General features: G+C 68.7%; 12 protein-coding genes. 5 read left to right on the top strand and 7 right to left on the bottom strand.

All coding sequences use genetic code 11. The features are described 5' to 3' along the window. The first annotated feature begins 49 nt into the window (after window positions 1-49). Window positions 50-823, top strand: a complete 774-nt coding sequence (map, locus tag AC6JAM_RS13170) for a type I methionyl aminopeptidase (protein WP_018768780.1) — start codon at window positions 50-52, stop codon at window positions 821-823. 3 nt (window positions 824-826) lie between these two features. On the opposite strand, the gene AC6JAM_RS13165 is transcribed toward map, so the two are convergent. Continuing rightward, window positions 827-1,345, bottom strand: a complete 519-nt coding sequence (locus AC6JAM_RS13165) for a GNAT family N-acetyltransferase (RefSeq protein ID WP_497934859.1) — start codon at window positions 1,343-1,345, stop codon at window positions 827-829. Between the two features lie 166 nt (window positions 1,346-1,511). On the opposite strand from AC6JAM_RS13165, the gene AC6JAM_RS13160 reads away from it, so the two are divergent. Next, window positions 1,512-1,952, top strand: a complete 441-nt coding sequence (locus tag AC6JAM_RS13160; RefSeq protein ID WP_056392795.1) for a hypothetical protein — start codon at window positions 1,512-1,514, stop codon at window positions 1,950-1,952. Here AC6JAM_RS13160 and AC6JAM_RS13155 read toward each other — a convergent pair. The 3 genes from AC6JAM_RS13155 to AC6JAM_RS13145 all read right to left on the bottom strand — a co-directional run bounded on the left by AC6JAM_RS13155 (window position 1,921) and on the right by AC6JAM_RS13145 (window position 7,293). Further along, window positions 1,921-3,897 carry an APC family permease gene (locus AC6JAM_RS13155; RefSeq protein ID WP_018768784.1) on the bottom strand — a complete coding sequence of 659 codons (1,977 nt, stop codon included), beginning with the start codon at window positions 3,895-3,897 and terminating at the stop codon, window positions 1,921-1,923. The genes AC6JAM_RS13160 and AC6JAM_RS13155 overlap by 32 nt on opposite strands. A gap of 142 nt (window positions 3,898-4,039) precedes the next feature. Continuing rightward, a complete protein-coding gene (locus AC6JAM_RS13150) occupies window positions 4,040-4,723 on the bottom strand; it encodes a response regulator (protein ID WP_144601359.1) in 684 nt (227 codons plus the stop codon). Next, window positions 4,720-7,293, bottom strand: a complete 2,574-nt coding sequence (locus AC6JAM_RS13145) for a DUF4118 domain-containing protein (protein WP_497934858.1) — start codon at window positions 7,291-7,293, stop codon at window positions 4,720-4,722. Before AC6JAM_RS13145 ends, AC6JAM_RS13150 begins: the two co-directional genes overlap by 4 nt. Before the next feature lie 140 nt (window positions 7,294-7,433). Here AC6JAM_RS13145 and AC6JAM_RS13140 point away from each other — a divergent pair, with 140 nt between their 5' ends. Continuing rightward, on the top strand, window positions 7,434-8,180 hold the full coding sequence (locus AC6JAM_RS13140; protein ID WP_144601357.1) for an ABC transporter permease: 747 nt from the start codon (window positions 7,434-7,436) through the stop codon (window positions 8,178-8,180). A gap of 41 nt (window positions 8,181-8,221) precedes the next feature. Here AC6JAM_RS13140 and AC6JAM_RS13135 read toward each other — a convergent pair whose 3' ends face one another. Together AC6JAM_RS13135 and AC6JAM_RS13130 are read right to left on the bottom strand one after the other, a co-directional pair. After that, the gene (locus AC6JAM_RS13135) at window positions 8,222-9,583 is read right to left on the bottom strand and encodes a phenylacetate--CoA ligase family protein (RefSeq protein WP_018768788.1); all 1,362 of its coding nucleotides are present in this window, start codon (window positions 9,581-9,583) and stop codon (window positions 8,222-8,224) included. Window positions 9,584-9,620: 37 nt separating this feature from the next. Further along, window positions 9,621-10,166 (bottom strand): YceI family protein, encoded by a 546-nt coding sequence (locus AC6JAM_RS13130; protein ID WP_497934857.1) that lies wholly within the window; start codon window positions 10,164-10,166, stop codon window positions 9,621-9,623. A 145-nt stretch (window positions 10,167-10,311) separates the two neighbouring features. Between AC6JAM_RS13130 and AC6JAM_RS13125 the strand changes: the two genes are divergently transcribed. Together AC6JAM_RS13125 and AC6JAM_RS13120 are read left to right on the top strand one after the other, a co-directional pair. After that, the gene (locus AC6JAM_RS13125) at window positions 10,312-10,740 is read left to right on the top strand and encodes a hypothetical protein (RefSeq protein ID WP_134164181.1); all 429 of its coding nucleotides are present in this window, start codon (window positions 10,312-10,314) and stop codon (window positions 10,738-10,740) included. A 41-nt stretch (window positions 10,741-10,781) separates the two neighbouring features. After that, complete coding sequence (locus AC6JAM_RS13120) at window positions 10,782-11,552, top strand: CDP-alcohol phosphatidyltransferase family protein (RefSeq protein WP_223992546.1); 771 nt, start codon at window positions 10,782-10,784, stop codon at window positions 11,550-11,552. 78 nt (window positions 11,553-11,630) lie between these two features. Here the strand turns inward: AC6JAM_RS13120 and AC6JAM_RS13115 are convergent, their stop codons facing one another. Continuing rightward, window positions 11,631-12,035 (bottom strand): DUF302 domain-containing protein, encoded by a 405-nt coding sequence (locus tag AC6JAM_RS13115; RefSeq protein WP_134164063.1) that lies wholly within the window; start codon window positions 12,033-12,035, stop codon window positions 11,631-11,633. Between the last annotated feature and the right edge of the window lie 32 nt (window positions 12,036-12,067).

The following is a 12,067-nucleotide window of genomic DNA, read 5'->3' as shown; positions in this document are numbered from 1 at the left end:
GCAAATAGGATGGCACCTGGAGCTAACCGCCGCACACGAAGGGCGCACCATGATCGAGATCCTCACCCCGGCTGAGGTGGCCCGCGCCCGGGAGACCGGCGCCCTGGTGGCTGACATCCTGCAGGCGATGAAAAGCCGCGCAACCGTCGGCACCAACCTCCTGGACATCGACCAGTGGACCAAGGAGATGATCACCGACGCGGGGGCGGAATCCTGCTACGTGGACTACGCGCCGTCCTTCGGCCGGGGTCCCTTCGGCCACTACATCTGCACGGGCGTCAACGATGCCGTGCTGCACGGGCTGCCCCACAACTACGCACTGGCCGACGGCGACCTGCTGACCCTGGACCTCGCCGTCGTCAAGAACGGAATGGCCGCGGACGCCGCCATCAGCTTCATCGTGGGCGAATCACGGCCGGCGGAGAGCGTGGCCATGATCGAGGCGACGGAACGCGCCCTGGCAGCCGGGATCGCCGCCGCAGGGCCGGCAGCCAAGATCGGGGACATCTCGTACGCCATCGGCCGCGTCCTCATTGATGCGGGGTATCCGGTCAACACGCAGTTCGGCGGCCATGGCATCGGTTCCACCATGCACCAGGACCCGCACGTGCCCAACACCGGGCGGCCCGGCCGCGGCTTCAAGCTGCGGCCCGGGCTTCTGCTCGCGCTGGAGCCCTGGATCATGGCGGACACGGACCAGCTGGTGACGGACGACGACGGGTGGACGCTAAGGAGCGCCACCGGCTGCAGGACGGCCCACACCGAGCACACCATCGCCATCACGGAGGACGGCGCCGAGATCCTGACGCTGCCTTCGAGGTAGGCCTTACTCCGTCCCGGCCACCGCGCTGCGGCGTTCCAGGAGCAGGGTGTCCTGCCAGTGCCCGGCCTTGGGGCCGTGGCTGATCCGCGCGATCCGTTCCCTGGTTCCCACCACCCGGAAGCCGAGTTTCCGGTGCAGCGCCAGGCCGGCCGTGTTCTCCGGGAAGATGCTGGACTGGATGGTCCAGATTCCTGCCACCTCCGTGGAATCGATCAGTGCACCGAGGAGCAGCCTGCCCACGCCCCGGCCGTGCGTTTCCGGCGCCACGTAGATGGAGTGCTCCACGACGCCCCGGTAGACCTCCCGGGACGAAACGGACGTCACGGCGGCCCAGCCCAGAACCCGGCCCGCGTCCTCGGCGATCAGCCGGTGCCCGGGCAACCGGCCGCCGTCGAACGCCTCCCAGGTGGGCGGCTCGCTCTCGAACGTCGCCTCCCCCGTGGCGATGCCGGCGGCGTAGATCGCGTGGACGGCGTCCCAGTCCTCGGGGCACATGGGGCGGATGGTGACGGGGCTGTGCATGGGTTCCATTATGGTGGCCGACCACGGCGGTGGTGGGCCAGGCACCTCCCCGGCGGGACAGGCTGTAAATATTCCGTCAATAAAACGGCCCTGCCGCCCCGGCCGCGCGTGCACCGTCCTTTGATGGAGGCAGGTCAGCACACGCACGCGACGGCAAGGAGCGGAGATGCGGTGGGATGAGGCGCCCGATGACCGTGGCAGGGTCAGGTTTGCCGCGGCAGCCGAGGCCGTGGAGGGCTACGGCGGGCGCGCACTGAACGGCCGCGCCCTCCACCCGGCCGGCGGCTACCTTTTCCCGGACCAGGACGGCGAGGGGTGGTGGGTCATTTTCCAGCCTTGGCCTTCGACGGGCGGGCAGGGGCACAGAGTGCCCGGCGACATCCTTGCCTGCAACGATTCCTACGGCGACATGGTGCATGTAATGGTGCTGGCGGCGGGCGTGCGGGAGGACGACGCCGAGGCCGCCTTCCGCGCGGACGTCCCGGTCAGCCTGGCGGACGCCGCGCGGGTGGCGGCAACAGTGCCGCACGTGGCTGCCCCTGCGCACAGGGACGGGACGACGACGTATCCCCCGGTCAGCCGACGTGGACCCACGGGCGCTGGGTGACGTCCGGGACGGCCTCACGCAGCACCTCCCTGGTCACCGGCGCGATTTCGCCCTCGCCCAGGAACAGGAACCGCACCAGGTTGGTGATGGGATTTCCCTCAGTCCAGCGGAAGTAGATGTGCGGCATGAGCCCCGTGACGTCCCTGATATGCAGCAGTACCGAGGCGATGGTATTGGGAACAACCGGCCCGTGGACTTCCAGGATGTGGTACCCGTGGCGGTTCACGCCACGGACGTACAGTTCCGTTTCGAAGTCGGAGGAGTCATCCACGATCACTTCCAGGAACAGGGCATCGCCCGCCAGCGGGAGGTGGCTGACCTCGATGGCCGACTCAAGCTTGTCCCGGTATGCCTCCGCAGACATCCGCAGCGGCTCGTGCGCGATGATCGCGATGGGGCCGTCCAGGGTGCTGGACATGAACTCCAGGGCCTGCTGGTCCAGGTGCACCCGGGTTGCATGCAGCTCAAAGGACCGGCGGACCCTGGACAGCAGGGAGATGACGATGATGCCCAGGATGAAGATCGCCGCGATCCGGATGCCTTCGGGCCGCTCGAAGATGTTGGCCACCGTGGTGTACGCGAACACCACGGAGATGGCACCGAAGCCGAAGGTGAGGTTCCGTTGCCCGCGCCGGCGCGCCGACAACGTGACGGCCACCGCGGCGGAGGTCATCAGCACCAGGACGCCGGTGGCGTAGGCACCGCCCTGGGCGTCGACGTCGGCGTTGAAGATGAAGGTGATGAGGAACCCGACCAGGGTGAACACAAGCACCAGGGGCCTGACAGCCTTGGCCCACTCCGGGGCCATGCCGTAGCGGGGCAGGTACCGGGGAACCAGGTTCAGCAGGCCGGCCATGGCCGAGGCACCGGCAAACCAGAGGATGCCGATGGTGCTGATGTCGTAGACGCTGCCGAAGCCCACGCCCAGGTATTCGTGCGCCAGGTAGGCCAGGGCACGCCCGTTCGCCTGGCCGCCGGGCTGGAATTCCTGTTCCGGAATCAGGACAACGGTAATGAAGCTGGTGGTCAGCAGGAACACGCTCATGATCGCCGCAGCCGTGGTGAGCATGCGCCGGGCTCCGCGGATTCGGCCGGCCGGGTTCTCCTCCGTGTCATCCGCCGCTCCGCGGACCTGCGGCATCACGGCAACGCCGGTTTCGAAGCCGGACAGGCCCAGCGCCAGTTTGGGGAACACCAGCAGTGCGATGGCCACCGTCATCAGGGGGTTGCCGTGGGATACCCACAGATTCGTCCACCAGTCGCCCATCGCCACCGGGTGGGAGACCACCTGCATCAGGGTGGCAACCACCACCACCGCATTCAGGCCCAGGTACAGGACAACCAGGAAGACGGCGACGCCGATCGCTTCCTTGAACCCGCGCAGGAACACGGCAGCCAGCAGGGCCAGCAGGAAAAGCGTTACGGGGACGTTCTGGTTTTGGAGCCAACCGGGGGCAACAGGGTTGCCGATCAGGTGTGCGGTGGCATCGGCGGCCGAGAGCGTCATGGTGATCATGAAGTCGGTGGCGGCGAACCCGAGCAGGACCAGCACCAGGAGCTTTCCTCCCCAGCGGGGCAGCAGCCGTTCCAGCATGGCAATGGAGCCCTCACCGCGGGGGCTTTCACCGGCAACCCGGCGGTAGACCGGCAGGGCACCCAACAGTGTCACGGCCACAAGGACCAGGGTGGCCAGCGGGGAGATGACGCCGGCTGCCAGCGCGGCGATGGCCGGCTGGTAGCCCAGGGTGGAGAAGTAGTCCACGCCGGTAAGGCACATGACCTGCCACCACGAGTGCTTTTTTTCGTGCTGGGTGGGAACACCGCCGGGGCCCTGGTGGGTGCCCTTGCTGTCCTGCAGCCCGAACAGCAGCCAGTCCTTCAGCGCCTCCCTTCCGTGCGGGTGGGTGGCGGAAGGATCCGCCGGGGGCCTGCTCAACGTGGTCATGTCTGCCTTTCCGCGCTGCCCGTTGCACCGCGATCATTGCGAAGCTAGCACCGGCGAAATTGGCGGAAGCGCCAGAAAAGGAATTCTTGATGTTTCCTTTACGCGTGATGTTCGACGGCGGCCGGAGCGGTCCGGCGGCAGGTCACGGCTCGAAGCGGTACCCCATGCCGGCCTCGGTCAGCAGGTGGCGGGGGCGGGCGGGATCCGCCTCCAGTTTGCGCCGCAGTTGGCCCATGTAGACGCGCAGGTAGTGGGTCTCGTTGTCATAGCCGGGACCCCAGACCCTGGCGAGCATCTGCTGTTGCGTTATCAGCCGGCCGGGATTCCGCACCAGCATTTCCAGGATGGCCCACTCGCGGGGGGTGAGCCGGACCGGATCCCCCGCCCGGGTCACCTTCCGGTTGGCCAGGTCCACCTGGAAGTCACCCACATCGATGGCGGCCCCGCCGTCCGCCACGTCCAGCGTGCCGCTCCGGCGGCCGGCAACGCGCAGCCGGGCCAGGAGTTCGTCCAGGCCAAACGGCTTGGTGACGTAGTCGTCCGCCCCGGCGTCCAGGGCCCGGACCTTGTCCACGGACCCGTGCCGGGCGGAAAGCACGATGATGGGCATGCTGCTGGTGCGGCGGATCCTGGTGATCACGTCCACGCCGTTGATGTCCGGCAGTCCGAGGTCCAGCACCATGGCATCCGGATGGCCGCCTTCCGCGTGCTTCAGGGCGGCCACCCCGTCCAGGGCGGTCAGCACCCGGTAGCCCTCAGCCTCCAGGTTGACCTGGAGGGCACGCAGGAACTGCGGCTCGTCGTCAACGATCAATACGGTCCTCATGAGGTGCTGGTGCCTGCTTTCCGGCGAGGGGTAGAAACGTCCGGTGCGGCAACCTGGGGCAGGCGGATGACCATGGTCAGTCCCCCGCCCGGGGTCGGCTCGGCCAGCAGGTGACCGCCCATGGCCTCGGTGAAGCCTTTCGCGACGGCGAGGCCAAGCCCCATCCCGAGTCCCGCGGGGGCGTCGTCGAGGCGCTGGAAGGGCTGGAACATGCCCTCGACGGCGGCAGCGGGCACGCCCTGCCCGTGATCGACGATGTGCAACTCGCCAAAGGGGGCGCCGCCGTCGACCACTCCCCTGGTTCCCGTCGAAACGCCGACGATGGCCACGTCGGACGCCGGCGCGTATTTAAGCGCGTTTTCCACGATGTTGGCGATGACCCGCTCCAACATCCCCAGGTCGGCATAGATCGCAGGCATGTCCGGGGGAAGCTCCACCCGGATCCGGTCCGCCGGGAGGCCGCGCAGCGCGTCCTCGATTGCATCACGCCACGTGACGGGCGCTGTCAGTGGCGCAGCCGAACCGCTGGAGATCCGGGACATGTCCAGGAGGTTGGCGATCAGGGCGTCCAGGCGCTCGGTGTAGGACTCGACGGTCTCGAGCATCTCGGCCTGCACCTCATCGGGAAGCCTGCGGCTCTGGCGCCGCAGGGCCGTCACGGCCAGTTTTATCCCCGCCAGCGGCGTGCGCAGGTCATGGCTGACCGCCCGCAGGATGGCCGTGCGGACGTTGTTGCCCTCGGCCATCTTCGCGGTGCTCTGCAGCGTCCGCTGAAGGGCATGGCGCTGGCGCAGCAACAGGAGGTGGGCGCCGTGGGCGGACAGGAGGAGCCGGTCCCCGGCGGTGAGGGTGCGTCCGGAGAGGACCAGGGCGGTCCGCTCGTCGGCGAGTTCCACGCTGTCCGTCAACCCTGCCGTGTCCGGGGAGGGAGGAGGCGCCTCCCCGGAGAACGCCTGGAGCTCCCATGCTGCGTCTTTGTCCCCGGACGTGGTGAAGAGCCCGGCCGAACGGACCTGGAAGGTTTCCCGGACCTTGCCCATGAACGCTGCAACGGTGTCATCGGCCAGGAGGGCATCGTGGGCGAGGTCGGCGAGGGTGGCGGCTTCCGCGCGGGCCCGTGCGGCTTCCCGGGCGCGCCTTGCGGACAGGCCCACCACCAGTGACACGGCCACCGCGGCACTGAGGAAGACCAGCAGCGCGAAGACGTTTTGCGGGTCGCTGATATTGAGCGTTCCCACCGGGTCCGTCTGGAAGTAGTTCAGCAGCAGCGAGTCCAGGACGGCGGCGAGCACCGCAGGCCACAGGCCGCCGATGAACGCCACGGCCATCACCCCGGTCAGATGGACCAGTGCGTGGGTGGCGAGGTTGAGCTCCGGATTGCGGGACAGCGCCGCCGTTACCAGGACCGGGAGGACCACAGCCAGGACGAAGCCGATCAGCGTGCGCCTGCCGCTGAGCGCCGCAGGAGATGGCCCCGGCAATCCAGGGCCGCCCTGGGGAAGGGAGACGATGTGCACGTCGATATCGCCCGAGCCCCGGACCACTTTGGCGCCTGCACCGATACCGAGGATCCTGCTCCGGAGCGTCCCTGGTGAGGCGCCGATGACGATCTGGGTGGCGTTGACGCTGCGGGCGAATTCCAGGAGGGACCCCGCTGCGTCCTCGCCGGACACCGTATGGCAGGTGCCGCCGAGGTCGGCGACGAGGCGCCGCTGCGCGTCCAGCAGCTGCCCCCGCGTCGCGGCCGTGCTTTCGGCGCGCCGGACGTGAACCGCCAGCAGGTCCCCGCCGTTGACCCGGGACAGGATCCGGGCCGCCCTCCTGATGAGCAGCTCCCCTTCGGGGCCTCCACTGAGTCCGACGACAACCCGCTCGCGTGCCGGCCAGGTGGCGGTGATCCCCTGGCTTTTCCGGTAGCCCGCCAGCCCTTCGTCCACCCGGTCCGCCAGCCAGATCAAGGCGATTTCACGCAGGGCAATGAGATTGCCCAGCCGGAATTCGTTGGCCAGGGCAGCGTCGATCCTGTCCTTGGGCACAACCTTCCCGTCTGCAACCCTCTGGCGCAGGAGTTCGGGCGATATGTCCACCAGCTCGATGTGGTCTGCCCGCCGCACCACGGCGTCCGGGACCGGTTCCCCGTCTGGTTCGTCGGTGATTGCGGCGACGACGTCTTTCAGCGATGCCACATGCTGGACGGCAAGCGTGGTCAGCACGTCCGTCCCCGCCGCCAGAAGCTCCTCGATGTCCTGCCAGCGGCGGGTATTCCTGCTGCCCGGAGCATTGACGTGCGCATACTCGTCGACGACGGCCACCTCCGGTTTCCTTGCCAGCACAGCGTCCAGGTCAAGCTCGGGTACCTCCGCCCCGCTGCCGTCGGGCAGAAGGCGCGGCGCCACGACGTCGAGCCCGTCAAGGAGCTGCCCGGTGTCAGGCCTCCCGTGTGCGGCGGCGATGCCGACCACGACGTCCCTGCCGCCGGCCAGGATCTGGTGCGCCTCACGCAGCATGGAGTACGTGGTGCCGGCACCCGCTGCCGCACCCAGGAAGATCCGAAGCGTTCCCCGTGCCATACCCACAGTCTTATCCCCTCCGGCCATACTGACCAACCCGCTGCCTCCGCGGGTCAGACGTGGGCGGGCGCTCGAGCAAAACCTGCCGGGTGTGAGCGGGCGTGGCAGGGGCAGCCGCGGTAGCTCAGTAAGCTGGCGGCATGCCCGCCCTTTCCACCCTGCTGCCCACCCTGGTGGCCCTTGCCATCCTGGCGGCACTCACGGTGGGAATCCTCTGGGGCGCGCGGACGCCGTCGTACCTCTCCCCTGCCCTGGCCATCCTCCGCGGGGCAGCCCAGCTCGCTGCCATCAGCCTGGTGCTGGGCGGCATCATCAGCAACCCGCTATGGGTGGGGGTGGCCCTGCTGGTCATGTTCACCGTAGCGTCCGTGACGGCAACACGAAGGCTCACCTGGTCCTGGCGCCGCTTCGCCCTGGTGGCCGTGACAATGGCTGCCGGCATCCTGGTGACGGTGGCCGTCGTGTTTGGAACGGGCGCCATCGAATTCGCGCCGCGGTACCTGCTGGCCGTGGGCGGGATCGTGATCGGCAACTCGATGACCATCGCCACCCTGGCCGGACGCCGTTTCTTCGAGGCCGTCCTGGAGCAGTGGGACCAGGTGGAGGGCTGGCTGGCACTGGGGGCGACGCCCCGGCAGGCCACCCTGCTCCAGGCGCGGCAGGCAGTGCACTCGGCCCTGATCCCGTCCACGGACCAAACCAAGACCACCGGGCTGGTCACCCTCCCCGGCGCATTCGTCGGCGCGATCTTCGGCGGCGCCTCACCCCTGGAGGCCGGCCGGTTCCAGGTGGTGGTGCTGGCCTCGATCATGGCGGCCGGGTCCATCACCGCCGTCGCTCTGATCCGCTCGCTGGGCAACGTGAAGGTGCGGCCGGAACCGGTGTAGGCCGGGCGTCAACGGGCCGGTTGCTTCCGTCCGGGGGCACCTTACGGCCGGTTTTTCCAGGCGCGCACGAATGGTGCTTTCCCCAGGGCGGTCCGTTCAAGCCGCTCCACCAGCCGGATGTCCACGGGCATGTGCGCCGCGCCGGCAGCCATAAGGGCGGCGGTCACCGCAGCCCGGACGCCTTCCTCGGATTGCCCGGGTGCGAGTCCGGCCAGCAGCACCCGCAGCCCGGACGGTTCCTGGATGACCTGCCAGCCTGCGACGGCCGCCTGGTCCAGGACCTGGTGGAAGACATTCGGGTGCACGTTGACGGTGCCGGTCCTGCCCGGCAGTTGCAGGACGTCCTCGATGCGCCCCTCGATATCCTCCATGACGGTGAAACTGCGTCCGCAGGGGCAGCCCCTGCCGCCGAGCCTTACGGTGTCCGACATCTCGTACCTGATCAGCGGCACGGTCCGGGAGAACAGGACGGTGACCAGGAGCTTGGACCCGGTTGTCCTCGCCGGGACGGGGTTGCCGGCCTGGTCCACGGGTTCGATGATGAGGAGGTCCTCGTAAACGTGGCGGTTCCGGTAGGTGCAGGGGGATGCGATCCCCGCCGTTTCGGTGGCGGCGTAGACGTCGAAAGGGGCGCTGCCCCACGCGGATTCCAGTTCCGCTGCGGCCTGGGCGCTGAGCACCTCGGAGGCTGACATCACCCCCTGCGGCGCGATGTGCAGCCGCCCTGCCAGCTGTTCCGCGGCCAGGGGTTTGAGCGCTGAGGCGTAACCGACGAGGACCCGGGGCTGGAACCGGTTGAGGGCGGCGACGTTCTCCTCCATGGGTGCGGTGACGTCCAGGCGAAGGGTGGGGACCACTCCGGAGCGCACCGATGCGCCGACGACGGCTGACTGGTGGGTGGGGACCCGCGAGCTGACCAGGGCCACCTTCAGCGGCCGGGTCAGCCCCAGGGTAAACCCTGCCCAGTCGTTCGCGCGGGCGTACGAGGCCAGGACGGTAGCCCACTCCGCGCGGTTCCAGACGAACGTTCCGCGCCGGCCGGTGGTCCCGGCCGTGGCCGCCGCCCACCAGCGGCCCTTCCATGGCAGTCCGGGGTCTCCACCGCTCTCGACGAGCGACTGCAGATGGCCTTCCACTTCCGCCAGCGTCAGGTCCGGGGTGGTGATGGCCTCATCGAAGTGCTCCATCAGGTCTGCTTTGGTCACGGGCGGCAGCCGGTCCAGCGGAGCGTCGTGCAGGCCGGCATGGTGGCGGCGGTAGAACTCCGAGCCGGCGTAGGCCGCCCGGCGCAGTTCCGTCAGGGCATGGTCCTGGTGTGCGGCGATCCGGGCGGCGTCCCAGCGGTCCCGTTTCCGCCACGCAGCCCGGAGGAACAGCACACGGGGGACCAGGCGGAGGTCCACGGCGGTGCCTGACGTTGCCTTGCCGCGGTCCGGCCTGTCAGCCCTGCTTGACCAGCGCCGCCTCGAGGTTGATCTTGACCTTGTCGCTGACCAGCACGCCGCCGGCTTCCAGCGCGGCGTTCCAGGTGAGCCCGAACTCCTTGCGGCTGATTTCGGCTTCCGCGGAGAATCCTGCCCGCGTGGCGCCAAAGGGATCCACGGCGACGCCGGTGAACTCAACCTCAAGCTCCACCGGCCGGGTCACGCCCTTGATGGTCAGGTCCCCCGTCAGGGTGTATTCCTCCCCGTCCCCTTCGATGTGGGTGCCGCGGAACGTCATTTCGGGATACTTTTCGACGTCGAAGAAGTCCGCGCCCTTCACGTGCGCGTCCCGGTTGGCGTCACCGGAGTCAAAACTTGCCGTGGACACCGTGGCATGCACCGAGGACTCCTCCAGGGACCGCCCCACCCTGGCTTCGGCGCTGGCCTGGGTAAAGCGGCCACGGACCTTGCTGATTCCGGCATGTCGAACGCTGAAGCCGATCTCGCTGTGGGACATGTCCAGGAGCCATGTTCCCGGCGTGATTTCCTGGGGAAGGGTCATAGTCATTCTCCTTACTCGTAGGGCCGCAGGCTTCGCTGCCCGCTACAGGGGCAAGACTGCGGATGCCCCTAAATATTCCCCATAAAACCCGCAGATATAAGGGTCCGGGGTGAACCGGGAGGGAACTTCGGGCGTATACATAGACGTGGCTCTACGTTTATTGACCGCCCTGGCGCTGTTCATCGATGCCGGCGTCCATCTCTTCCTGGCCCCGGGCTACCAGGCCGCGCAGCCGGGCACCATCAGCCAGGGCACCCTGTTCCTGCTCGAAGCCGCGGCGGCCCTGGTGGCCGGCCTCTATGTCCTGGTCCGCGGCAGCCGCGCCGCCTACGCACTCGCCCTGGCGGTGGCACTGAGCGCCTTCGCCGCCGTCATGCTCTACAGATACGTGGACATCCCGGCCATAGGTCCGATTCCGGCAATGTACGATCCCGTATGGTTCTTCTCGAAAACCCTCAGCGCCGTCGCCGAAGGGGCGGGATCGCTGCTGGCTCTGGCGGGCCTGGTCCGTAGCGGCCGCGGGAGAAGGGCCGACGACGGCACGGGGGTCCGTGCCGGGCGTCGCCGGCCGTGACGATCGCCGGGGCCGTTGCCAGCATGCGGGGGAGGTGGCAGATGGGCGCAGCCGGATGGGCGATGTCCGGGCACGCGATGCCTGACGCGGTGGCAACCCTGGCCGCCTACGCGGTCCCGGCCTTGTGGCTGTCATCCCTGTCCGCCTCCGGACCGGTCCTCCAAATGGCCGGCCTGTGTGCAGGCGCCCTGGTGACCGCGGCCGCCGTCGGCTCTGTCCTGCGGCGCATCCCGCGCTTTTCAACTCCGGCAGACCGCGTCACCCTGCTCCGTGCCGTCCTGGTGGCACTCTGCGCCGTGGTGGCCGTCCCGGAACTGTTCACCGGGCGCAGCAGTTTCCTGGTGCCGGTCCTGGGCGGTGTCGCCTTCCTGATGGACGGGCTGGACGGCGCCGTGGCGCGGCGGACCGGGACAGCGTCCCCGGCGGGAGCACGCTTCGATGCCGCCACCGACGCCGCGCTGGTGCTTGTGCTGTCCATCGCGGCCGCGGCGGTGGCGGGCCCGTGGACACTGGCGATCGGGGGCATGTACTACGTGTTCACGGCCGCCGCGTTCTTCAGGCCGCACCTGCGTGAGCCGCTGCCGCCCAGTGTTTCCCGCAAGGCCATCGGAGCCTTCCAACCGCTGGCGCTGCTGGTGGCGCTTGTCCCTGGTATCCCGTGGGCTGCCGCCTTCCCGGCGGTGGCGCTGGCGCTGCTCACGTATTCCTTCACGCGCGATGTGGTCCAGCTGGAGATCCGCCACCGCTCCCGAGAGCTTCCCGCTGCCCACGCTCACTTTCGACACCCACATTCCCCGGCGCTGCCCGAATAGCCCGAGCGCTAGGGAATATGCGCGTCGCAGGTGTTCAAGCGCGTCGCCACAAGAAGTCTGGTGCGGACTTCGCCTGCCTCACCCCAGGCTGGCGAGGGCCTTCCGAAGGCGCGCGCCGGCGTCGTCCGCAACCTCTTTGACCGCGGCAGCGTCACTGAGCTGGACCATGGCCTGCGGGTCAATGGCCTCGACGGTGGTCTCGGTGGCATCGGCCTTACGCCGCACCACCACGTTGCAGGGCAGCAGCGCACCCATTTCCGGCTCGGCTGCGAGGGCACGGCTGGCAAGGGCCGGATTGCAGGCGCCCAGGATGACGTAATCCCCGACGGCGTCCGCGGCCTCGGCGCCCAGCTTGGCTTCGAAGGTGGACCGGACGTTGATTTCCGTCAGGATCCCGAAGCCCTGTGCCGCAAGGGCCTCGCGGGTGCGCTCCAGCGCTTCCGCCCAAGGCAGGGACACGGTGGTGGCCAGGGTGTACGTCATGGTGCTCCTCGGGGTATTCGACGGTCCGCTGA

It is taken from the genome of Arthrobacter sp. GmRoot5-12 (assembly GCF_059739365.1).
Note: the sequence above shows the minus strand (reverse complement) of the source record. Positions and strands in the feature narration are given on the sequence as shown.

What these genes read in the sequence shown, in the direction of transcription:
- AC6JAM_RS13150 (WP_144601359.1), bottom strand. Translation starts at nt 4,723, where the DNA reads ATGAGGACCGTATTGATCGTTGACGACGAGCCGCAGTTCCTGCGTGCC.
- AC6JAM_RS13155 (WP_018768784.1), bottom strand. Translation starts at nt 3,897, where the DNA reads ATGACCACGTTGAGCAGGCCCCCGGCGGATCCTTCCGCCACCCACCCG.
- AC6JAM_RS13165 (WP_497934859.1), bottom strand. Translation starts at nt 1,345, where the DNA reads ATGCACAGCCCCGTCACCATCCGCCCCATGTGCCCCGAGGACTGGGAC.
- AC6JAM_RS13160 (WP_056392795.1), top strand. Translation starts at nt 1,512, where the DNA reads ATGCGGTGGGATGAGGCGCCCGATGACCGTGGCAGGGTCAGGTTTGCC.
- map (WP_018768780.1), top strand. Translation starts at nt 50, where the DNA reads ATGATCGAGATCCTCACCCCGGCTGAGGTGGCCCGCGCCCGGGAGACC.
- AC6JAM_RS13130 (WP_497934857.1), bottom strand. Translation starts at nt 10,166, where the DNA reads ATGACCCTTCCCCAGGAAATCACGCCGGGAACATGGCTCCTGGACATG.
- AC6JAM_RS13115 (WP_134164063.1), bottom strand. Translation starts at nt 12,035, where the DNA reads ATGACGTACACCCTGGCCACCACCGTGTCCCTGCCTTGGGCGGAAGCG.
- AC6JAM_RS13145 (WP_497934858.1), bottom strand. Translation starts at nt 7,293, where the DNA reads ATGGCACGGGGAACGCTTCGGATCTTCCTGGGTGCGGCAGCGGGTGCC.
- AC6JAM_RS13140 (WP_144601357.1), top strand. Translation starts at nt 7,434, where the DNA reads ATGCCCGCCCTTTCCACCCTGCTGCCCACCCTGGTGGCCCTTGCCATC.
- AC6JAM_RS13120 (WP_223992546.1), top strand. Translation starts at nt 10,782, where the DNA reads ATGGGCGCAGCCGGATGGGCGATGTCCGGGCACGCGATGCCTGACGCG.